Origin of the sequence: Microbacterium algeriense, assembly GCF_008868005.1 — a bacterium.
Lineage (GTDB): Bacteria > Actinomycetota > Actinomycetes > Actinomycetales > Microbacteriaceae > Microbacterium > Microbacterium algeriense.
The window spans coordinates 1,493,886-1,514,534 of the sequence record NZ_WAAO01000001.1 but is presented as its reverse complement, the minus strand read 5'-3'; the positions used below and the strand labels follow the sequence as shown (position 1 = coordinate 1,514,534).

Below are 20,649 nucleotides of genomic sequence, written 5' to 3'. Positions count from 1 at the left end.
CGCGGGGCGACGCTCCCCGCCGCGGCGTCCCGGTCGGCATCAGCGCGGCAGGTCGGAACCGTCGCCCTGCAGCACGATGAGAGACGTGTTCGTCTCGCCTGCGTGCTGACGCGGGTCCGGCTCCGCCGGTCCCGCCTTCGCCGAGCGCTTCGCACGACGCTGCAGCCGGTACGCGATGTACGACAGGAGAAGGCAGACGGCGACGTACATCGAGCCGCCGACGATCGCCGCCGGGATCAGCGGGGAGCCGTAGGGCGCCTGGTTGCCGATCTGGTTGATCACGTACAGCAGCTCCTGGTACGTGATGATGAAGCCGAGCGCGGTGTCCTTGAGCGCGACGACGAGCTGGGCGATGATCACCGGCATCATGGCGCGGACCGCCTGCGGGATGAGGATGAAGTACATGACCCCCGTCTTGCGCAGGCCGATCGCGTACCCGGCCTCCTTCTGCCCGCGCGGCAGGGACTCGATCCCGGCGCGCAGCACCTCGGCGAGCACCGAGCCGTTGTAGACGATCAGCGCGATGACGACCGCGAAGTACGGCGGCATCTTGATGCCGAGCACCGGGAGGCCGTAGTACAGCAGCATCATGAGGACGAGGACGGGGACGGCCCGCATGATCTCGATGATCCACCGGACCGGTTCCCGCACCCAGGCGTGCTCGGAGAGACGGCCGATGCCGAGGACGAAGCCGAGGACGATCGACCCGACTCCTGCGGCCGCGAACGCGGACAGGGTGCTCAGCAGTCCCTCGCCGAACCGCACCCAGACCGCGGAGAAGGTGAAGATGTTCCACTTCTCGGCCGTGAACTGGCCGGTGGCGTAGAGACGCCACACGACCCAGCCGAGGACGGCCAGCACGACCAGGACCGTGAGGGCGCCGATGAGCCGGTTGCGGACGACGGCACGAGGGCCGGGGACGTCGAAAAGGACGGAACTCATCGCGCGATCCTCCACTTGTTCTCGAGAACGCGCTGCACCCAGCTGAGCAGCAGCACCAGCACCACGAAGATGACCATGACCCACAGCAGCACGACCAGGGCGTTCTCGCCCCGCTCGCTGAGCGCCGCGCGGATCGTGCCGAGGTTCACGACGGAGAAGCCCGCGGCGACCGTCGTGTTCTTCATGAGCGCGATCAGGACGCTCATCATCGGCGGCACGACCGAGCGCGTCGCCTGCGGCAGCACCACGTAGCGCATGACCTGACCGAAGTTCAGTCCGATCGCGCGTGCCGCTTCCGCCTGCCCGACCGGCACGGTGTTGATGCCGGCGCGCAGGGCCTCGGCGACGTAGGTCGCGGTGTAGATGCCGAGCGCGATGACAGCGAGCAGAAGGGAGTTCACCCGCTCGCCGAGCAGGATCGGGAGGCAGAACGCGAAGAAGAACATCACCAGCGTCAGCGGGGTGTTGCGGATCCAGTTGACGTACACGCCGCCGACGGCGCGGGCGATCGGAACCGGCGAGACGCGGGCCGCGCCGACGATCAGGCCGAGGACCAGCGCGATGATGCCGCCTCCGAGGAACAGCACGATGGTTCCCCACAGCGCATCTCCCCAGAGGTCGAGGTGGTCGGTGATGACTCCCACTGCTGCTCCTGTCGGTTCCGGTCTCGGCGTTCTCGTCGGTGAAGGGGCGGCCGGCTCAGCCGGCCGCCCCTCCAGGTCAACCGACGGGGTCGACCTCGGGCTGGGTCGCCTTGACGCCCGAGGCGCCGAGGTTGTTGTCGAAGATCTGCTGCCAGATGTCGCCGCCATCGGTCAGCTGCGTGTTGAAGTACTCCACCAGCGCGTCATCGCCCTTGGCGACGCCGATGCCGTAGCGCTCCTCGCTGAACGGCTCGCCGACGACCTTGAGGTTGTCGGGGTCCTGCGCCGCGTAGCCGATGAGGATGGCCTCGTCGGTCGTGACGGCGTCGACCTGCCCGTTCTTGAGGTCCTCGACGCACTTGGAGTACGTGTCGTACTCCTTCGTCTTCACCTCGGGGTAGTTCTCCTTGATGTTCTGGATCGGTGTGGATCCGGTCGCCGAGCAGACCACGGTCGACGAGTCGAGGTCGTCCACGCTCGCGATGTCGCTGTCCGCGGCGACGAGGAGGCCCTGACCGGTGACGAAGTACGGGCCGGCGAAGGAGATCTGCTCCTTGCGCTTGTCGGTGATCGAGTACGTCCCGACGTAGTAGTCGATGTCGCCGTTCACGATGGCCTGCTCGCGGTTGGCGGAGGCGATCGCCTGGAACTCGATCTTCTCCGGGTCGACGCCGAGGGAGGCGGCCATCCAGCGGGCGATGTCGACGTCGAAGCCGGTGCGGTCCCCGGTCACGGGGTCGAGGTATCCGAGACCCGGCTGGTCCTCCTTGACACCGACCTTGACGGTGCCGGACGACGAGATCCGGTCGAACGTGGGGCTGCCGTCGATGGTGACGTCGGTCTCCACGGTCCAGGGGGCGCTGTTCGAGGTCTCCTCGTCGCCGCCCTCGGGCGCTCCCGTGCTGGACGGGGTTCCGCTGTTGCAGGCCGTCAGCGCCAGCAGCGCCGTCGCTGCGATTCCGATGCCAGCGAGTGTCCGTGTGCGTCGCATGTGCGTCTCCTTCGTGTGCTGTGTGTGCAGGGTCTGTGTGGTGCGATGGTGCGCGTCAGTGCGTGAGGAGCTTCGACAGGAAGTCCTTGGCACGGTCGCTCTTCGGGTTCGTGAAGAACTCCTCGGGAGTCGCCTCCTCCACGATCCGCCCGTCCGCCATGAAGACGACACGGTCGGCGGCCTTCCGCGCGAAGCCCATCTCGTGCGTGACCACGATCATGGTCATGCCGTCCTGGGCGAGCTCGACCATGACGTCGAGCACCTCGTTGATCATCTCGGGGTCCAGCGCGCTGGTCGGCTCATCGAACAGCATCACCTTGGGCTGCATGGCGAGGGCGCGCGCGATCGCGACGCGCTGCTGCTGTCCGCCGGAGAGCTGCGCGGGGAGCTTGTTCGCCTGCTGCGCCACGCCGACGCGGTTGAGCAGCGTCATGGCCTCGGCCTCGGCGTCCGCCTTCTTGAGCCCGCGGACCTTGATGGGACCGAGGGTGACGTTCTCGAGGATCGTCAGGTGCGCGAACAGGTTGAACGACTGGAACACCATGCCGACGTCGGCCCGCAGGTTCGCGAGGCCCTTGCCCTCGGCCGGGAGCTCTTTGCCGTCGATGCGGATGCTCCCGCTGGTGATCGTCTCGAGCCGGTTGATCGTGCGGCACAGCGTCGACTTGCCCGAGCCGGAGGGGCCGATCACGACGACGACCTCGCCCGAGTTGACGGTCAGATCGATGTCGGTGAGCGCCTGGAAGTCGCCATAGTGCTTCTGGACGTTCTCGACCACGACGAGGGGTGTATCAGAGGTCATCATTTCTCCAAACTAGCCACGTCGTACCCGGTGCTCCAGGCACATCGGTGAGATTTACACGTTCGTAATCACCTGATCGCGGCGCCGATGCAACCCTGCATCGACACCCCACGACCCGCCCCCTCGGGCCGCGGGATCGTCCTGCTGCTGCGCTCCCAGCGACAGCAGAGCAGCAGGCCTCCGATCGTGTGCGATCGACCTCACACTGGCAGAGCGATGCGGGGATATCAGAATTCTTGAGGATTTCTTGAGCAGACCTCAGCCGCGCAGCGCCCGGTAGAAGGCGATCGCGCCCGGATGCAGCGGGACCGGCCCGGTGAAGATCGCCGATCGACGGTCCAGCAGGGCCGCCGTGGGCACCTCGCCCGCGATCCGCAGCCGCGCGTCGAACAGGCCGGTCAGCACGTCGCGTGCCACATCGTCCGGGGTGCTCGACGAGGTGATCAGGTAGTTCGGCACCGCCATCGTCGGCGCCGAGGTCGTGATCCCGTAGGTGCCCGCCGGCACGTCCGCCGGTCGGTAGGCGTGCGAGTACTGCTCGTTGACGCGGTTGACCCACTCCTGATCGACCGGCAGCAGTCGCACCGGTGTCGTCCCGGCCAGAGCGGAGATGCCCGGGGTGGGCAGTCCGCCCACCCAGAAGAAGCCGTCGATCTCACCGCTCTCCATCGCGGCGATCGACGCGGCCAGATCGAGTCTCGCGTCGTGGACGGACGCGGTGTCCACATCCGCCGCGGCCAGGATCCGCGCCGCGATCACGTTGACCCCGGAGTTCTCGGCGCCGAGGGAGATCGTGCGTCCTGCGAGGTCGCCGATGTCGTCGATGGCGGAGTCGTCTCGCACCACCACCTGCACGTACTCGTCATACAGCCGCGCGAGCGCCCGCACCGGAAGAGGCTGGTCGAACGCGCCCTTCCCCGCTACCGCGTCCGCCGCGGTGTCCCCCTGGGCGAAGCCGAGGAGCGCCTCCCCCGACGCCACCCGGAGCAGGTTGTCGACGGAGCCCGCGGTCTCCCGGACCGACAGGGCGACTCCCAGGGAGTCGGACAGCTCATCGGCCAGGTGACGGCCGTAGTCGTAATAGACGCCCGTCGATCCGCCGCCGGCGACCTCGTACTCCCCGTCGCCCCATTCCGTCGCCCGCGCGCTGCAGGCCGAGAGCGCGCCGAGCACGGCGAGCGCCACGACCCCGGCGGCCAAGCGCCGTGCGACCGCCCTCATCGCGGGGTCCTGTCCCGGAGGACGAGCTCGACGACGAGGCCGCCCCCATCAGCGGCGGCGACCGCGAGTTCGCCGCCGACCGTGGCCAGCAGATCCGTGGCGATCGCGAGCCCGAGACCCGATCCGGGGATGTCTCCGGTGTCGGCGCTGCGCCAGAACCGGTCGGTGGCGGCGGCGGCCTGCTCGTCAGTCAGCCCCGGTCCGCGATCCCGGACCGTGAGCCGGCACGTCCCTCCGTCGCGCCGCGCACCGATCTCGATCCAGCCGCCGTCCGGGGAGTACTTGACCGCGTTGTCGATCACCGCGTCCAACGCACTCTCCACGATCGTGCGATCCGTGCTGCTCATCACCGAGGCGTCGCCGGTCGATCGCAGCTCGATGCCCCGCCCGGCGGCGACGTCTCGCCAGGCGTCCAGACGACGCGCGGCGAGGGCAGCGAGATCGACGGCCGAGATCGTCGAATCGCCGCGTCCGCCCCGCGCCAGACCCAGCAGCGTCTCCAGGATGCGCGTCATCCGTCGGCCCTCCTCCCGCGTCTCCTCGATGTCATCCCGCCACTCGGGTCCCAGCCCCGTGGCGAGGTGCTCGACGCGCAGCAGCAGGGCGTTGAGCGGGTTGCGCAGCTCGTGCGAGGCGTTCAGCGCGAACTCCTGCTGCCGCGTCATGACCCGCTCGATCTGATCGGCCATCCCGTTGAACACCTGAGTCATGCGCCGCAGCTCGGGCGGCCCCGCGTCCTCCGCGACGCGCGCATCCATCTCGCCGCGCTCGATGGCCACCATCGCCTCGTCCAGACGTCCGACCGGCGACAGCACCCACCGCGCCAGCCGGAACACCAGGAGAACGCCGAGAGCGGTCAGGACGAGCACGATCGCCGCGAAGAGGAGGAGCTGCTGCAGGATCGCGGTGCGCGGCGCTTCCGCGTCGGCGGAGACGAGCACCGCGCCGATCACGTCCCCGTCGTCGAAGACCGGCTCCGCCAGGGCCGCATCCGCGACACCCCAGGGCACGTCCGTGGTCGGCTGCTCGGCGCGACGCCCGGAGAGGGCGAGCTTCACCCGTTCGGCGTCCTCATCCCCGAGCACGGCGCCGTCGTGGTCCCCGGCCGCCCAGACGGAGCCGCCGAGGTCGAACACCGTCACCTCGATCCCGTACACCTCCTGGAACCGCCTGACCTCGGCATCGATGACGGCCGGGCTCCCCGAGCGCAGGGCCTGACGCGCGCTCGTCGCGAAGTAGCCCAGGTCACCGAGCTGCTGCGTGTAGAACGCCTGCTGCACGCTCCTCGCGGCACTCCACCCCGCCGCACCGCCGAGCGCCACCAGGATCGCCACCAGCGGCACGAGGAACACCACGATCAAGCGCCTGCGCACGACTCACGCTCCCGCAAGCCGATAGCCGACCCCGCGGACGGTCTCGATCAGCCGTCGGTCCCCGGTCTTCCTGCGGATCGCGCCGACGTGCACCTCGAGCGAGTGCGAGAAGCCGCGCCAATCCGTGTTCCAGACCTCGCGGATCAGGCGCTCCTTCGGCACCGCGACGCCGGGGTAGCGCGCCAGCACCGCGACGATGTCGAACTCCTTGCGCGTGAGCTCCACCGGCGCACCGTCCACGAGCACCTGACGCGACACCAGGTCGATGCGCAGGCCCCCGTCGCGCAGCAGCACCTCGGCGTCCGACTCCGGGATGATCGGACGCGAGCGCCGCGTCACCGCCTCGATCCGGGCGAGCAGCTCGTGCACGTCATAGGGCTTCACGACGAAGTCGTCCGCGCCCGCTCGCAGGCCCTTGATCCGCTCCGCCACCTGGTTGCGCGCGGTCACGATCACGATCGGGACGTCGGAGCGCCCGCGGATGCGTCGGCAGAGGTCGATGCCGTCGACGTCGGGCAGCCCGAGATCCAGCAGCACCACCTCGGTGTCCGCACCCAGCAGATCCAGGGCGGCCGCGCCGTCCGCCGCACGCACGGTCGCATAGCCGGACCGAGCGAGGAACGCCTCGAGGGCGGCCGCGACCCGTTCGTCGTCCTCGACGATCAGAATCCTCATCGGCCCCGCTTCCCCATCAGCCCCGCTTCCCCATCAGCGTCCGAAACCGCGTTCAGTCGCGGGGCGTCGCACGTTGCGCGAACGCGCTCTCGTAGAGGCACACGCTCGCGGCGGTCGCGAGGTTCAAGGACTCCGCGCGCCCGAAGATCGGCAGCCGCAGCACCTGGTCGGCCAACGCGAGCGCCTCATCCTCGAGCCCCCGCGCCTCGTTGCCGAAGAGCCATCCGGTCGGCTCCGCCAGCACGCCCTCGGCGCGTGCCTGCAGCAGGTCCTCGCCCTTCACGTCGGCCGCGAGGATGCGCAGGCCGGCATCGTGGGCGCGTCGGACGACCTCGTCGAGGTCTCCGCCGACCGAGACCGGCAGGTGGAACAGCGAGCCGGTCGTGGCGCGCACCACCTTCGGGTTGTACGGGTCGACCGTGCGCCCGGTCAGGACGACGGCATCAGCGCCGGCGGCATCGGCCGCGCGGATGATCGTGCCGAGGTTGCCCGGGTCGCGCACCTCCTCGCAGATCGCGACGAGACGGGGCGAGGCGTCGAAGATGTCGCGCACCGACGTCGGCGTCTGCTGCACGACCGCGACCAGTCCCTGCGGGGTGACGGTGTCGGCCATCGCGTTCAGCACGTACTCGGTGACGTACTCGACGTCGATGTCGGCCTCGGCGGCCTTGGCCCGGATGTCCGGGTGCTTCTCCCAGCCGGTGGGCGTCGCGAACAGCTCGACGATCGCATCGGGACGATAGGTCAGCGCCTCGCGGACGGATTGCGGTCCCTCCAGGAGGAACAGTCCGGTCTCGGTGCGCGCACTGCGCTTGGTCAGCTTCGCGACGGCACGGACTCGGGGCGAGCGGGGGTTCTCCAGCACGATCACAGTCTAGGGTCACCGCCGTCCTGGAGAACGCGAAACGGGCGCCTTCCCGGAGGAAGACGCCCGTTCGTGAAGAGGTGCTTACGCAGCCGACTTCGGCGCGTTGACGTCGGAGGGCAGAGCCTTCTTCGCCGTCTCGACCAGGGTCGTGAACGTGGCAGCGTCGTTGACCGCGAGGTCGGCGAGCATGCGACGGTCGACCGTGACACCCGCGAGGCCGAGGCCCTGGATGAAGCGGTTGTAGGTCATGCCGTTCTGGCGAGCAGCGGCGTTGATGCGCTGGATCCAGAGACGACGGAAGTCGCCCTTGCGCTTGCGACGGTCCCGGTACGAGTAGACCAGGGAGTGGATGACCTGCTCCTTGGCCTTCCGGTAGAGGCGCGAACGCTGGCCGCGGTAACCGGAGGCGCGCTCGAGGATGACGCGACGCTTCTTGTGGGCGTTTACCGCCCGCTTGACTCTTGCCATTTTCCTGTGTTCCTATTCGTGCGTTCGGGCGCGTCAGCGACCGAGAAGCTTCTTCGCGACCTTGGTGTCAGCCTTCGAGAGCACCTGGTCCTGGTTGAGGCGGCGGGTGCGACGGCTCGACTTGTGCTCGAGGTTGTGGCGCATGTTCGCCTGCTGCTTCTTCAGCTTTCCGCTGCCGGTGATCTTGAAGCGCTTCTTAGCACCCGAGTGGGTCTTCTGCTTCGGCATCTTCTCTTCCTTCGTATGGCGCCTTCTCAGGCGACGGTGTCAACCCGCGGTGCGGGAGTTCTGGGGGCGGGAGTTACTCCGCGGGAGTGGCTGCGGACTCGCTCTTCGCCTCGCGCGCGGCCTGCTTCTTGTCGGCGCGCTGCGCGTCGCGGACGGCGTTCTGCTCCTGCTTGGCCTCGGACTTGCTCTTGAGCGGAGCCACGACCATGACCATGTTGCGGCCGTCGATGGTCGGGTTGGACTCGACCGTTCCGAACTCGGCGACGTCCTCTGCGAACTTGCGCAGCAGGCGGACACCCTGCTCCGGGCGCGACTGCTCGCGACCGCGGAAGAGGATCATGGCCTTGACCTTGTCGCCGGCCTTGAGGAAACCCTCGGCGCGCTTGAGCTTGGTCGTGTAGTCGTGCGCCTCGATCTTCAGTCGGAAGCGGACTTCCTTGAGGATCGTGTTCGCCTGGTTGCGGCGAGCTTCCTTTTCCTTCTGTGCGGCCTCGTACTTGAACTTGCCGTAGTCCATGATCTTGACCACAGGCGGCTTCGAGTTCGGGGCGACCTCGACGAGGTCGAGATCGGCTTCCTGCGCGAGGCGCAGTGCGGCCTCGATACGGACGACGCCGATCTGCTCACCCGCGGGGCCGACGAGGCGGACCTCGGGGACGCGGATGCGCTCATTGGTACGGGGATCGCTGATGCGGAGCTCCTTAGACGATGGGGATTCGGCCACCGTGACGCTGTCTGCCTCACGGGCGAAATCGGAATCGTCCCACCCACCGGCATTCAGACGCCGGCTCCGCACCCAGTCTGCCGGAGCCGTTCTGCGAACGGAGCCGGTGGAGTGCAAGACCCGGTAGCCTGGAACGGCAAGCGCGGGTGGGAAGTGAATCCTCTTTCGATCCGGAGCATGACGCTCCGGAGCCCGCCAAAGTCTAACAGAAAGCAAGGCGAAGTGACGAACCAGGCATCGGACGAGGCGGCACAGGAGCGCGAAGAGCGCTGGGCACGTCAGGAGGAGGCCGCCTCATCGGCCACTCGGGACATCGCCGACGTCCCCGCCGTCGAGGTGATCACCACCGCGGCCGTGCACCTCATGAGCGCCGCGGCCGTGAAGCTCGGCCTGGCCGACGATCCGGACGCCGCCGCCCAGCTCGACCTGGACGAGGCGCGCAAGCTCATCAACGCTCTCGCAGGGCTGATCACCGCCGGCGCCCCCGAGATCAGCGACATGCACGCCCGCTCCCTGCGCGACGGCCTCCGTTCGCTGCAGCTCGCGTTCCGCGAGGCGTCCACGATCCCCGACCCGATCGGCAAGGGCCCGGGCGAGAAGTGGACCGGTCCCGTCAACTAGATGCTGATGTAGGCGATCGCCGGGCACGCGTTGATCACGCAGCCGGAAGTGCCGGCGACGGCGCCTCCGAGCAGCACGACGGCCGCGAGGGCTCGCACCAGAGTCCGGGGCATGTCCCCGAGCGTAGCGAAGCGGTTCAGGCGCTGCGGCGGAGCTTCACGGTGAGGGAGTCGACGAGCACGGCGATCCGGTCATCCGATGCCCAGCGAGACGCGAGACGCGAGAGCACGGCGTCGAGCACCTCACGTTCGAGTCCGTCGACCAGCTCCAGGACCACGATGAGCTCGGGACCGCGCAGACGCGCGTCGGGGTCTCCGGAAGCCACCGCCACATCGATCACGGCCAGTTCGTGGGCCACGCTCTCCTGCAGCGCTGTGAACACCTCGGTCGACAGGAAGCTCGGCTCCCAGCGCTGTTCCTGAGCGATCGCCCAGACGGCGGGACGCCGGATGACGAACTCGGTGTCGGACGTCGGGTCGAGCACGATCAGGTCGGTGTCCTCCGACGAGGCGGCCAACGCCGCGCGGACCGCCTCGACGGGGATGGGTCGCGCCGACGAGTCCCACGCCTGCATCGCCTGGACCGACGAGAACACCGGCTGGACGCGCCGACCATCCGGAGCCGCGACCGTGACGATGGAGAGCTCCTGCGTCTTGTCGACGGTGAGACCGTTGGGGGCGATCCCTTCCTCCCCCTTCTCCGCGATGAGAGGCACCAGCACACGGGCGGCACGGAAGGCGTCGACGACCTCGGACTGGCTGCCCTCCCCTGCGCGGAAGCGCAGCAGAGCGGCCAGCAGCGCCGGGTCGGCGGATCCGTCGTCCGCCGCATGCGGATTCGACTCGAAGCTGCGGCCCTCCCACGGAACCCCGGCGGAGTCGCCGTGGTTGTGCGGCTCGGGGCCGCAGGAGTGCGGGTCAGTCTCCTGCGACATCCAGCGCCTCAGCGAGTGTGAACGCTCCCGCGTAGAGGGCCTTGCCGACGATCGCACCCTCGACGCCCAGCGGCACGAGCTCGCGGAGCGCGGCGATGTCGTCGAGGTTGGAGATGCCGCCGGACGCCACGACGGGCTTCGGCGTGCGCGAGGTCACCTCGCGCAGCAGCTCGAGGTTCGGGCCGCGGAGCGTGCCGTCCTTGGTCACGTCGGTCACGACATAGCGGCTGCAGCCGGCGTCCTCCAGGCGCTCCAGCACCTCCCAGAGGTCGCCGCCCTCCTTCGTCCAGCCGCGCGCCGCGAGGGTGGTGCCACGGACGTCGAGGCCCACGGCGATCGCCTCGCCGTACCGGCTGATCACGTCGGCCGCCCACTCCGGGTTCTCCAGCGCCGCGGTGCCGAGGTTGATGCGCGCGGCGCCGCTCTCCAGAGCCGCCTCGAGGCTCGCGTCGTCGCGGATGCCCCCGGAGAGCTCGACGTTGACGTTCTTGAACTGCTTGATGACCTTGCGCAGGATCGAGGCGTTGCTGCCGCGGCCGAAAGCCGCATCCAGGTCGACCAGGTGGATCCAGGACGCCCCCTGCGAGACCCACTCCCCCGCGGCGTCGAGCGGGTCGCCGTAGTTCGTCTCGGTCCCGGCCTCGCCCTGGGTGAGGCGGACGGCCTTGCCCCCTGCGACGTCGACCGCGGGAAGGAGCGTGAGCGAAGGGGACTGTGCGAAGTCGTTCATGGGGTCCTTGGATCGGGGGGGTCTCCGGCCCGGGGCGGGCACGAGAACCGAGGGTAGTCCGCCGGGCGGCGGGGCACAAAACGGGGGCGTCACCGCCCGGGTCAGAGGCTTCCGACCCAGTTCCGCAGCAGCTGGATCCCCGCTTCGCCCGACTTCTCCGGGTGGAACTGCGTCGCCGAGAGCGGACCGTTCTCCACCGCGGCGAGGAACGGGTCGCCGTAGGTCGCCCACGTCAGCACGGGTTGCGGGAACGGCGGGATGACATCGAGCTCCCAGGACTGGGCCGCGTAGGAGTGCACGAAGTAGAACCGCTCCTGCTCGATCCCGCGGAAGAGCACGCTGTCGGCGCCGGGCTCCACGGTGTTCCATCCCATGTGCGGCAGGACAGGCGCGTTGAGCTCGGTGACGGCGCCCGGCCACTCGCCGAGGCCCGTCGTGTCGTGACCGCGCTCGACGCCGTGCTCGAACAGCACCTGCATGCCGACACAGATGCCGAGGACGGGACGACCGCCCGCGAGGCGGCGGCCGATGATCTCGTCGCCGCCGTGCGCGGAGAGCGCGTCGCGGACGGCCTGGAATGCGCCGACGCCGGGGACGACGAGGCCGTCGGCTTCGAGCGCGGCGGTGCGGTCCCGCGTCAGCACAGCGTCTGCTCCCGCGGCCGCCAGCGCCTTGACGGCGGAGTGGACGTTGCCCGACTCGTAGTCGAAGACGGCGACGCGGGGTGCCGTGCTCACAGCGCTCCCTTGGTGGAGGGGATGCCGTCGACGAGCGGGTCGAGGGCCTTCGCCTGACGGAACGCACGCGCGAACGCCTTGAACTCGGCCTCGGCGATGTGGTGCGGGTCGCGCCCGCCGAGGACGCGTACGTGCACGGTCAGCGCGGCGTTGAACGCGATCGCCTCGAAGGCGTGGCGCACGAGGGAGCCGGTGAAGTGCCCGCCGATGAGGTGGTGCTCGAAACCGGCGGGCTCGCCCGTGTGGACGAGGTACGGCCTTCCGGAGATGTCGACGACCGCCTGCGCCAACGCCTCGTCGAGAGGCACCAGGGCGTCGCCGTACCGTGCGATGCCCGACTTGTCGCCCAGCGCCTCGAGGATGGCCTGACCGAGGACGATCGAGACGTCTTCCACGGTGTGGTGCGCGTCGATGTGCGTGTCACCGGAGGCGCGCACGGTGAGGTCGGTGAGCGAGTGCTTCGCGAAGGCCGTGAGCATGTGGTCGAAGAAGGGCACCGAGGTGTCGATGCGGCTCGCGCCGGTGCCGTCGAGATTCAGCTCGAGCTCGACGGTGGACTCCGACGTGCTGCGGACGCGGCTCGCGGTGCGCGGGGTCGGTGCGGAGGTGCTCATGATGCCGATCCTATCGAGGCGAGAGCGTCCAGGAACGCGGTGGTCTCGGCCTCGGTGCCCGCGCTCACCCGGAGGTGGCCGGGGATCCCGACGTCGCGGACCAGCACCCCGCGGTCGTACAGCTGCTGCCACGTCGCGCGCGGATCGGCGACGCCGCCGAACAGGACGAAGTTCGACCAGGACTCGTGCGGCGTGTAGCCGAGCGCCTCGAGCGTCGCGGTGATGCGGTCGCGCTGCTCGACGATGTCCTCGACCATGCCGAGCATCACATCGGCGTTGCGCAGGGCGGCGACCGCTGCCGCCTGGGTCAGGGCGCTCAGGTGGTACGGCAGCCGCACCAGTCGCAGCGCATCGATGAACGCGGGGTCGGCGGCCAGATAGCCGACGCGGGCGCCGGCGAACGCGAACGCCTTGCTCATGGTCCGCGAGATCGCGAGCCGCGGGCGACCATCGAGCAGCGTCAGTGCCGACACGGCGTCGCGGGGAGCGAACTCCTGATACGCCTCGTCGACGATCACGATGCCCCGCGCCGCCTCGTAGACGGCTTCGACGACATCCAGACCGAGCGGCGTGCCCGTCGGGTTGTTCGGCGAGCAGAGGATGACGACGTCGGGGTCGGCGGCGCGCACCTGCTCTGCGGCCTCCTCCGGGGTGATCGTGTAGTCGGGCTGACGGGTGCCGGCGATCCAGCGCGCCCCGGTCCCCTGCGCGATCAGCGGGTACATCGAATACGTGGGCGCGAACCCGAACGCGGTGCGGCCGGGGCCGCCGAAGGCCTGGAGGATGTGCTGGAGCACCTCGTTGGAGCCGTTGCCCGCCCAGATCTGCTCCGGTGCGAGGCCGTGCGCGAGGTACTCGGCGAACGCCTCGCGCAGAGCGGTGAACTCCCGGTCCGGATAGCGGTTCACGTCGCGGATCGCCACGGCGATGTCGTCGAGGATGTCGCTCGCCACCGCGTCCGGGATCTGATGCGTGTTCTCGTTCACGTTCAACGCGATGGGGAGCGGAGCCTGCGGCGCACCGTACGGAGTGAGTCCGCGCAGATCGTCGCGCAGCGGAAGATCGTTGAGGGAGAGGGTCACCCTTCCCATGCTAGGCGGCGCTCAGCACAGGAGAGGCAACGTTGCGGCGTACGACGTCGGCTCTCAGTTCGTATACTGCGCCGGGATCGCCAGCTCCTGGCCGATCTGCAGCTCTCCGCCGTGGAGGAGGTTCATGCGGCTGATCTCGCCGATCACGTCGCGCGGGTCGACCTCGGGGGCGACCGTGCTCGCGATCGACCAGAGCGTGTCCCCCGGCATGACCGTGACGGTCTCGACGCTGACAGCAGGAGCATCCGCGCCGGAGGCCACGGCGGAGCCGCCGCTGAGCGCCGCGAACGCGATGCCGATCGCCAGCGGGACGGAGGCCAGCCCGAGCATCACGGCGCGACCGCGTGCCGTCAGCCGGAGTCGCGTCGTCGGACGAGCCGACGTCGGGATGACCGCTGCGGTGCTGAAGCTGATGCTGCTCATGTGGTGCTCCTTAGCCTGACCCGGAGCCGTGGGCTGCCGGGGAAGTTGGCGTAGCGTTCGCATTCGCGACTCGGCCGGGAGCCGTGAATGCGAAGCTACGTTCCGAAGTTATCTTCGAGTTCGAACATCTGTCAAGTATTCTTCGAAAACAGATCCGAGAATCGGCCGACACGCTCGAACAGATCTTCCAGATCGGCTCGATTCTCGGATACGGTTTCGATGAGAACACCCCACCACGGGCCTCCGACATTCGAAGAGGGACGTCGGGATCACGCACTGAAGGAGCACCATGAGCGAGAACTCCGCCCCCGAATCGGAGGCCCCGCGCACGCGTCGTCGCAAGAGCCTCAGCCCCAAGCAGATGGCGATCCTCGAGGTCATCCAGAACTCGATCGCGCATCACGGCTACCCGCCGAGCATGCGCGAGATCGGTGACGCCGTCGGACTCAAGTCGCTCTCCAGCGTGACGCACCAGCTCGGTCAGCTCGAGCTGAGCGGGTACCTGCGGCGCGATCCGGGCAAGACCCGCGCCATGGAGGTGCTGATCGACCTCCCCGGCGCCAGCGGCGAGAACCCGGCCGATATCGCGACACCGGTCGGCGACGCCGCCCTCGTCCCCCTGGTCGGACGCATCGCCGCCGGAGTGCCGATCACCGCCGAGCAGCAGGTCGAGGAGATCTTCCCGCTCCCCCGGCAGCTGGTCGGCAAGGGCGATCTCTTCATGCTCAAGGTCTCGGGCGAGTCGATGATCGACGCCGCGATCTGCGACGGCGACTGGGTCGTCGTCCGCTCCCAGAACAACGCCGAGAACGGCGAGATCGTGGCGGCGATGCTCGACGGCGAGGCGACGGTCAAGGTGCTGCGGCGTCGGGACGGTCACACGTGGCTGCTGCCGCGCAACTCCTCCTTCGAGCCGATCCTCGGCGACGAGGCCGTGGTGCTCGGCAAGGTCGTGGCGGTCCTCCGCGCGGTCTGACGCGAGAGCGCGCGTGTGACGTCGTCTGCCGCCGGCCCATAGGCTCGAGGCATGTCGTCTCCTTTCGGTAGCTGGCCCTCGCCCGTCTCCGCCGCGTCCGTGGCGGCATCGTCGCCGCGCATCGACGGCGCCCGGTTCGTGGGCGCCGAGATCTGGTGGGGTGAGTCCGTCCCGGCGGAGAAGGGGCGCGTCACGGTACGACGCTCCTCCGGAGCCGAGGTGCTTCGCGCCCCGTGGAGCGCACGCTCGCGCGTGCACGAGTACGGTGGCGGCGCGTGGACCGCGGACGACGACGGAACGCTGTACTTCGTCGACGCGGGCGATCAGCGCGTGTACCGGCAGGGCCCGGCGGCCGATCCGCTGCCGCTCACCCCGGCCGGCCCCTCGCACGGCGGGCTGCACCTTAGGCAGGGCCGCCTGTTCGCCGTGCGTGAGGACCTGTCGACCACCCCGCACACTCGCGGGATCGTGGAGATCCCGACCGACGGCTCCGCGGCAGAGGACGCCTCGGCCGTCCGGGTGATCGTACAAGGAGACGGGTTCTTCGCCCACCCGGCGCTCTCGCCCGACGGCACCCGGCTCGCCTGGGTCGCCTGGGACCGCGGCCGCATGCCGTGGGAGGGCGCCGGCGTACAGGTCGCGGAGCTCGACGGAGGCCGCCCGCAGAGCATCCGCTCACGCGCTGCGCTGCAGCCGGAGTGGGTCGGCGAGGCCGAACTGGTCTTCGCGGATGACCCGGACGGCCGGTGGGGGCTCCACCGCGTCACGCTCGACGGCGTCGTGCCGGCCGGAGCCCCGCAGCCGGTGGCTCCGGCCGATGCCGACACCGGCTACGGACTGTGGGTGCTCGGCAACCGCTGGTACCGGCCGCTCGATGACGGCAGGATCGTCGCCGTCCGCACCAACGGCCGCGACCAGATCGTGCTGATCGATGCGCAGGGCGAGGTGCGGCCGATCGACACGCCCGCCGACGGCCACGTCAGCATCGATGACGCCAGGGGCACGAGCGTGCTGCTGTCCGGGAACGGCTCGCGTGTCGACCCGGGCCTGTGGTGCGTCGACGTCGACTCCGGCGAGATCGTCGCCGTGCGGGGCGGCGAGCCCGTCGATGCGCAATGGATGCCGCCGGCGCGATCGATCGAGGTCGACGGGCCCCACGGCGCCGTGCATGCCTTCGCGTACCCTCCGACGCATCCCGAGGCCTCCGCTCCCGACGACGAGCTGCCGCCGTACGTCGTCCTGGTCCACGGCGGGCCGACGGCCCACGTGACCGGGGCGTCCTCGGCAGCGGTCGCGTTCTTCACCAGCCGGGGCATCGGCGTGCTCGACGTCAACTACGGCGGCTCCACCGGCTACGGCCGCGCCTACCGGGAGCGCCTGGACGGACAGTGGGGCGTGGTCGACGTCGACGATGTGATCGCCGCGGCCAGGGGTCTCGCCGACGCCGGCCTCGCCGACCCCGAGCGGATCGCGATCCGCGGAGGCTCCGCCGGCGGGTGGACGGTGCTCTCGGCGCTCGTGCGCGGGGGTGCGTTCGCGGCGGGCATCAGCCGCTACGGCGTCGCCGACCTGCGGATGCTGGCCGCCGAGACCCACGACTTCGAGGCGTCCTACCTCGACGGCCTGGTCGGGCCGCTCCCGGAGAGCGAAGACGTGTACATCGAGCGGTCGCCGCTCACGCACACCGACCGCATCGACGTGCCGGTGCTGCTCCTGCAGGGCGGCGAGGACCGCGTCGTCCCGCCCTCGCAGTCCGAGGCCATCCGCGACGCCCTCGCCGCGCGCGGCGTCGACCACGAGTACGTGCTGTACCCGAGCGAGGGCCACGGCTTCCGCAGCGCGGACACGATCGTCGACGCCCTCGAACGCGAGCTGCGATTCCTCGGGCGCGTCTTCGGCTTCACGCCGCGGATGTGACGCTGAAGGTCACTCCCCCACGCGGTTGCGCAGGCGCATCGCGCGCTCGGCTTCCCGAGTGTCCTGGCGCTCGCGCAGGGTCTGGCGCTTGTCGTACTCGCGCTTGCCCTTCGCGAGCGCGATCTCGACCTTGGCTCGCCCGTCCGAGAAGTAGAGCTTCAGCGGGATGAGGGTGTACCCGCCCGCTGAGACCGCGTGCGCGATCTTCGCGATCTCCTCCCGGTGCAGCAGCAGCTTGCGGATGCGCTTCGCGGAGTGGTTGGTCCAGTGGCCCTGGGAGTACTCCGGGATGTGCACCGAATCGAGGAAGACCTCGTTGCCCTTCACGAACGCGTAGCCGTCGCTGAGGTTGGCGCGCCCCTGACGGAGCGACTTCACTTCGGTGCCGGTGAGCACCATCCCCGCCTCGTACGACTTCTCGATGTTGTAGTCGTGACGTGCGCGACGATTGGTCGCGACGACCTTCTCTCCGCGTTCCCTGGGCATGGTGCTCTCCTGTGTGCCGTGATGAGCTCGATCGATCGTTCCGTCCGAGCAGCCTTTCAGGCTATCAGGTGCGAAGCCAGCGTCGGATCGCGAATCCGGCGGACAAGGCGGCGAGCACGACGCCGATCGCGATCAGGATGGGCACGACCAGCGCCGCGTCCTGCATCGTCACCCAGGTGGTGATGAAGGGCACGCGACCGCGCAGGTAGCCGTTCACGCCGAAGTGCACGCCCGCCACGACCGCCGCACTCGCGAGCGCCGACCCGAGGAAGGCCGCGAACACGCCCTCCAGCACGAACGGGGTCTGGATGAATCGGTTCGACGCGCCCACCAGGCGCATGATCCCGATCTCCTTGCGTCTGGCATAGGCGGAGAGGCGGATGGTGGTGCCGATGAGCAGCGTCGCCGCGATGAGCATGAGGACCGCGATGCCGACGGCGATGTACGTCGCGACCGTCAGCGCGGAGAACAGCGGTTCGAGGTACTGCAGCTGGTCCTTGACCTGCTCCACGCCCGCCTGCCCGCTGAAGGCCTCGGCGAGAACCTGCGACTGCCCCGGGTCCTTCATGGTGACGAAGAACACCTCGAAGGCCTGGTCGGGGGTGAGCACGCTCGCCTGGTCCTCGCCGAGCTGGGCGACGAGCTTGGCGTAGGTCTCCTCCTTGGTGTCGAACGTCATCGAGCTGATGAGGGGCTTGAGCGCCTCCCCCTCCAGCTGTGCACGCACGGCGTCGACCTGCTCCTCGCTCGCGGCCCCGTCGATGCAGGTGTCCGACTCGGAGACCGCCGAGCACATGTACACCGCGACCTGGGCGCGTTCGGCCCAGTATCCGCGCATCACGCCGATCTGGTTCTGCATGAGGATGGCGGCACCGACGAACGTCAGCGACACGAACGTGACGAGCACGACGGAGATGACCATCGAGATGTTGCGCCGGAGGCCCCCCAGGGCCTCGGTCAGGATGAGTCCGATTCTCATGAGGTCGGGCCCACTTCCTCGTCGTCCTCGTCGGAGAGGCCGAGCCGGTCGGCGACCCCGAGCTCGGCGACGTCGACCGTCGGAAGCGTGATCGGGTGCGTACGGGGGCGGACCACTCCGGGGGGCTCGACCACGGCGGGCGGCTCCGCGGCAGGCGGCTCCACCACGGCGGGCGGCTCGACGACGGCGGGCGGCTCGACGATGCTCGCGGTGCCGGTCTCCTGCGGACGGGTGGTCTCCGGCGGCTCGACCGTCGTCGCGGAGGCCGTCGCGTCAATCGGAGCATCGTCGGCGGAGGCGGCTGCGACCCGCTGCGCGTGGAGCTCCTCGGCGAGGGCGGCTCGGACCACGGAGAGGTCGGCGGTCTGGCGCTGCACCTCCTGCACGGCTGTGAGCGCTGCGGCCGCGGCGGCACCGCGCACCTCCTCCGGCACGAGGCGGGGGATGTTGGAGGTGTCTCCGTATCCGCCGTGCACCTCGTCGCGCACCATCTCGCCGTCACGGAGCTCGATCACGCGGCGCTGCATCTGGTCGACGAATCCCGCTTCGTGCGTCGCCATCAGCACCGTGGTCCCGCCGGCGTTGATGCGGGCGAGCAGCTGCATGATGTCGACCGACGTCGCGGGGTCGAGGTTTCCGGTGGGCTCGTCGGCGAGGAGCACCTGCGGACGGTTGACGAGCGCACGCGCGATAGCGACGCGCTGCTGCTCACCGCCGGAGAGCTCATGCGGCATGCGCTTCTGCTTGCCGTCGAGGCCCACGAGCGCGAGCGCCTCCGGCACGGCCTGCTGGATGAAGCCGCGCGAGGATCCCGTCACCTGAAGCGTGAAGGCCACGTTCTGGTAGACGGTCTTCGACGGCAGCAGCCGGAAGTCCTGGAACACCGAGCCGATGTGGCGACGGAAGTAGGGCACCTTGCGGTTCGCGAGCGAACGCAGGTCACGGCCCAGCACGGCGATGCGGCCCGACGTGGGGACGTCCTCGCGCAGGATGAGCCGCAGACAGGAGGATTTGCCGGAGCCCGAGGCCCCGACGAGGAAGACGAACTCCCCGCGCTGCACCTCGAAGTCGACACCGGAGAGGGCGGGCTTCGACGTCCCGCGGTAGCGTTTCGTGACGTTCTCGAACCGAATCATGGCGCTTCGAGCCTAAGCGCGCCCTCTCTCCTGGCCGCGAGCGACACCCCGCACGCCGCAGGGCGACCGGGCGCGGGCGACATCGCTCTCCGCATCGCCGTCCCGCTGAGTCACCTCCCACTGATATACAGAGATATGCGTCGCGGGCACACCGCGGCGGAATGAATCTTCGAGGGGGACGCATGTCAACGCCTGCAGGCTGGTACGACGACGGATCGGGCCGACAGCGCTGGTGGGACGGCCAGCAGTGGACCGAGCAGTACGCTCCCGAGGCCGAGGCCCCCTCCGCCGAGGCGACACCGGTGGACGACACGGCCGTGACCACGAGCTACCCGGCCCCTGGCGACTCCGCCTCGGCTCCCGCGTACTCCGCTCCCGCGTACCCGGGCTCGACGCCCGGCTACCCCGGTGCGTACTCCGCCGCCCCGTCCGACCCGGCCGGAGCCCCTTACGGTCAGCCGGCGCCGGAGGACCCGAAGAAGCTCTCGGTGCTCGGCCTCGTGGGTCTCGGGCTCGCCGTTCTCGGCACCATCCTGGTCTTCATCCCCGTCGTCGGCTTCGTGGGGTTCATCCTGCTCGCGGCGGCCTTCGTGGTCTCGATCATCTCGCTCTTCCTCAAGGGCCGGAAGTGGCCGGGCATCGCAGGCCTCGTCCTGTCCGTCGTCGGCACCATCATCGGCGTGGTGATGTCGTTCATCTACCTGTTCGCGTTCGCGCAGGGAGTGAGCGAGGAGATCGACCGGCTCCCGAGCTCCTCGCCGTCGATCGAGGCGAGCGCACCGGCCGAGACCACGGGACCGGATGACGTCGACCAGGGCGTGCGTCCGACGGCGGCCGAGGTCGCGCAGGGTCTGACGGCGATCTTCGCGACGACCGGCGCCGAGGGCTACACCGAGGCGCAGATCGCCTGCATCGCCGACATGTTCGTGGCCTCCGACCTCGACAACGCCACGCTGCGCACCATCGCGGAGAGCGACGGAACGCTCACCGACGTGGATGCGGCGTACGGCTTCGCCGAAGTGCTCGGCGACACCGAGGCCCTCGCGGCCTGCTTCGCGGCCTGACAGCG

The 20,649-nt window shown here is 69.5% G+C and carries 24 protein-coding genes; 4 read left to right on the top strand and 20 right to left on the bottom strand.

The features are described from left to right. Nucleotides 1-39: 39 nt before the first annotated feature. The 11 genes from F6A08_RS07500 to infC form a co-directional block, all read right to left on the bottom strand. Entirely contained in the window at nucleotides 40-942 is a 903-nt protein-coding gene (locus tag F6A08_RS07500) for an amino acid ABC transporter permease (protein ID WP_017202420.1), read from the bottom strand. Further along, on the bottom strand, nucleotides 939-1,586 hold the full coding sequence (locus F6A08_RS07495; protein WP_017202421.1) for an amino acid ABC transporter permease: 648 nt from the start codon (nucleotides 1,584-1,586) through the stop codon (nucleotides 939-941). The genes F6A08_RS07500 and F6A08_RS07495 overlap by 4 nt, the downstream gene beginning before the upstream one ends. Nucleotides 1,587-1,662: 76 nt before the next feature. Next, the gene (locus F6A08_RS07490) at nucleotides 1,663-2,577 is read right to left on the bottom strand and encodes a glutamate ABC transporter substrate-binding protein (protein ID WP_017202422.1); all 915 of its coding nucleotides are present in this window, start codon (nucleotides 2,575-2,577) and stop codon (nucleotides 1,663-1,665) included. Nucleotides 2,578-2,632: 55 nt separating this feature from the next. Further along, nucleotides 2,633-3,379: an amino acid ABC transporter ATP-binding protein gene (locus F6A08_RS07485; RefSeq protein ID WP_026049753.1), complete on the bottom strand. Its 747-nt coding sequence runs from the start codon at nucleotides 3,377-3,379 to the stop codon at nucleotides 2,633-2,635. A 258-nt stretch (nucleotides 3,380-3,637) separates the two neighbouring features. Beyond that, nucleotides 3,638-4,600, bottom strand: coding sequence for a TAXI family TRAP transporter solute-binding subunit (locus F6A08_RS07480; protein ID WP_151459043.1), 963 nt, complete (start codon nucleotides 4,598-4,600; stop codon nucleotides 3,638-3,640). Further along, on the bottom strand, nucleotides 4,597-5,973 hold the full coding sequence (locus F6A08_RS07475; RefSeq protein ID WP_192576706.1) for a sensor histidine kinase: 1,377 nt from the start codon (nucleotides 5,971-5,973) through the stop codon (nucleotides 4,597-4,599). Before F6A08_RS07475 ends, F6A08_RS07480 begins: the two co-directional genes overlap by 4 nt. A 3-nt stretch (nucleotides 5,974-5,976) precedes the next feature. Beyond that, a complete protein-coding gene (locus F6A08_RS07470) occupies nucleotides 5,977-6,648 on the bottom strand; it encodes a response regulator transcription factor (protein WP_017202426.1) in 672 nt (223 codons plus the stop codon). Nucleotides 6,649-6,700: 52 nt separating this feature from the next. Then, a complete protein-coding gene (locus tag F6A08_RS07465) occupies nucleotides 6,701-7,513 on the bottom strand; it encodes a TrmH family RNA methyltransferase (protein WP_026049755.1) in 813 nt (270 codons plus the stop codon). An 84-nt stretch (nucleotides 7,514-7,597) separates the two neighbouring features. Beyond that, a complete protein-coding gene (rplT, locus tag F6A08_RS07460) occupies nucleotides 7,598-7,984 on the bottom strand; it encodes a 50S ribosomal protein L20 (RefSeq protein ID WP_017202428.1) in 387 nt (128 codons plus the stop codon). Nucleotides 7,985-8,017: 33 nt separating this feature from the next. Next, complete coding sequence (rpmI, locus tag F6A08_RS07455) at nucleotides 8,018-8,212, bottom strand: 50S ribosomal protein L35 (RefSeq protein WP_017202429.1); 195 nt, start codon at nucleotides 8,210-8,212, stop codon at nucleotides 8,018-8,020. 73 nt (nucleotides 8,213-8,285) lie between these two features. Continuing rightward, complete coding sequence (gene infC / locus F6A08_RS07450; RefSeq protein WP_017202430.1) at nucleotides 8,286-8,936, bottom strand: translation initiation factor IF-3; 651 nt, start codon at nucleotides 8,934-8,936, stop codon at nucleotides 8,286-8,288. 222 nt (nucleotides 8,937-9,158) lie between these two features. Here infC and F6A08_RS07445 point away from each other — a divergent pair, with 222 nt between their 5' ends. Continuing rightward, nucleotides 9,159-9,557 carry a DUF1844 domain-containing protein gene (locus tag F6A08_RS07445; protein WP_017202431.1) on the top strand — a complete coding sequence of 133 codons (399 nt, stop codon included), beginning with the start codon at nucleotides 9,159-9,161 and terminating at the stop codon, nucleotides 9,555-9,557. A 136-nt stretch (nucleotides 9,558-9,693) separates the two neighbouring features. Here the strand turns inward: F6A08_RS07445 and F6A08_RS07440 are convergent, their stop codons facing one another. The 6 genes from F6A08_RS07440 to F6A08_RS07415 all read right to left on the bottom strand — a co-directional run bounded on the left by F6A08_RS07440 (nucleotide 9,694) and on the right by F6A08_RS07415 (nucleotide 14,086). Then, nucleotides 9,694-10,491 carry an SseB family protein gene (locus F6A08_RS07440; RefSeq protein WP_151459042.1) on the bottom strand — a complete coding sequence of 266 codons (798 nt, stop codon included), beginning with the start codon at nucleotides 10,489-10,491 and terminating at the stop codon, nucleotides 9,694-9,696. After that, entirely contained in the window at nucleotides 10,475-11,221 is a 747-nt protein-coding gene (gene priA, locus F6A08_RS07435; RefSeq protein WP_017202433.1) for a bifunctional 1-(5-phosphoribosyl)-5-((5-phosphoribosylamino)methylideneamino)imidazole-4-carboxamide isomerase/phosphoribosylanthranilate isomerase PriA, read from the bottom strand. Before priA ends, F6A08_RS07440 begins: the two co-directional genes overlap by 17 nt. A 101-nt stretch (nucleotides 11,222-11,322) precedes the next feature. Continuing rightward, on the bottom strand, nucleotides 11,323-11,958 hold the full coding sequence (gene hisH, locus F6A08_RS07430) for an imidazole glycerol phosphate synthase subunit HisH (RefSeq protein WP_017202434.1): 636 nt from the start codon (nucleotides 11,956-11,958) through the stop codon (nucleotides 11,323-11,325). Next, the gene (gene hisB, locus F6A08_RS07425) at nucleotides 11,955-12,572 is read right to left on the bottom strand and encodes an imidazoleglycerol-phosphate dehydratase HisB (protein WP_017202435.1); all 618 of its coding nucleotides are present in this window, start codon (nucleotides 12,570-12,572) and stop codon (nucleotides 11,955-11,957) included. The genes hisH and hisB overlap by 4 nt, the downstream gene beginning before the upstream one ends. Next, on the bottom strand, nucleotides 12,569-13,654 hold the full coding sequence (locus F6A08_RS07420; RefSeq protein WP_151459041.1) for a histidinol-phosphate transaminase: 1,086 nt from the start codon (nucleotides 13,652-13,654) through the stop codon (nucleotides 12,569-12,571). The genes hisB and F6A08_RS07420 overlap by 4 nt, the downstream gene beginning before the upstream one ends. A gap of 63 nt (nucleotides 13,655-13,717) precedes the next feature. Then, on the bottom strand, nucleotides 13,718-14,086 hold the full coding sequence (locus F6A08_RS07415) for a LysM peptidoglycan-binding domain-containing protein (protein ID WP_017202437.1): 369 nt from the start codon (nucleotides 14,084-14,086) through the stop codon (nucleotides 13,718-13,720). Nucleotides 14,087-14,375: 289 nt separating this feature from the next. On the opposite strand from F6A08_RS07415, the gene lexA reads away from it, so the two are divergent. Together lexA and F6A08_RS07405 are read left to right on the top strand one after the other, a co-directional pair. After that, on the top strand, nucleotides 14,376-15,062 hold the full coding sequence (lexA, locus tag F6A08_RS07410) for a transcriptional repressor LexA (protein ID WP_151459040.1): 687 nt from the start codon (nucleotides 14,376-14,378) through the stop codon (nucleotides 15,060-15,062). Nucleotides 15,063-15,113: 51 nt separating this feature from the next. After that, nucleotides 15,114-16,979 carry a dipeptidyl-peptidase 5 gene (locus F6A08_RS07405; protein WP_151459039.1) on the top strand — a complete coding sequence of 622 codons (1,866 nt, stop codon included), beginning with the start codon at nucleotides 15,114-15,116 and terminating at the stop codon, nucleotides 16,977-16,979. Between the two features lie 9 nt (nucleotides 16,980-16,988). On the opposite strand, the gene smpB is transcribed toward F6A08_RS07405, so the two are convergent. The 3 genes from smpB to ftsE form a co-directional block, all read right to left on the bottom strand. Continuing rightward, the gene (gene smpB / locus F6A08_RS07400; protein WP_017202440.1) at nucleotides 16,989-17,465 is read right to left on the bottom strand and encodes an SsrA-binding protein SmpB; all 477 of its coding nucleotides are present in this window, start codon (nucleotides 17,463-17,465) and stop codon (nucleotides 16,989-16,991) included. A 64-nt stretch (nucleotides 17,466-17,529) separates the two neighbouring features. After that, entirely contained in the window at nucleotides 17,530-18,444 is a 915-nt protein-coding gene (gene ftsX / locus F6A08_RS07395) for a permease-like cell division protein FtsX (RefSeq protein WP_017202441.1), read from the bottom strand. Beyond that, on the bottom strand, nucleotides 18,441-19,580 hold the full coding sequence (gene ftsE, locus F6A08_RS07390) for a cell division ATP-binding protein FtsE (RefSeq protein ID WP_151459038.1): 1,140 nt from the start codon (nucleotides 19,578-19,580) through the stop codon (nucleotides 18,441-18,443). The genes ftsX and ftsE overlap by 4 nt, the downstream gene beginning before the upstream one ends. Before the next feature lie 182 nt (nucleotides 19,581-19,762). Between ftsE and F6A08_RS07385 the strand changes: the two genes are divergently transcribed. Continuing rightward, the gene (locus F6A08_RS07385; protein ID WP_151459037.1) at nucleotides 19,763-20,644 is read left to right on the top strand and encodes a DUF2510 domain-containing protein; all 882 of its coding nucleotides are present in this window, start codon (nucleotides 19,763-19,765) and stop codon (nucleotides 20,642-20,644) included. The last annotated feature ends 5 nt before the right edge of the window (nucleotides 20,645-20,649 follow it).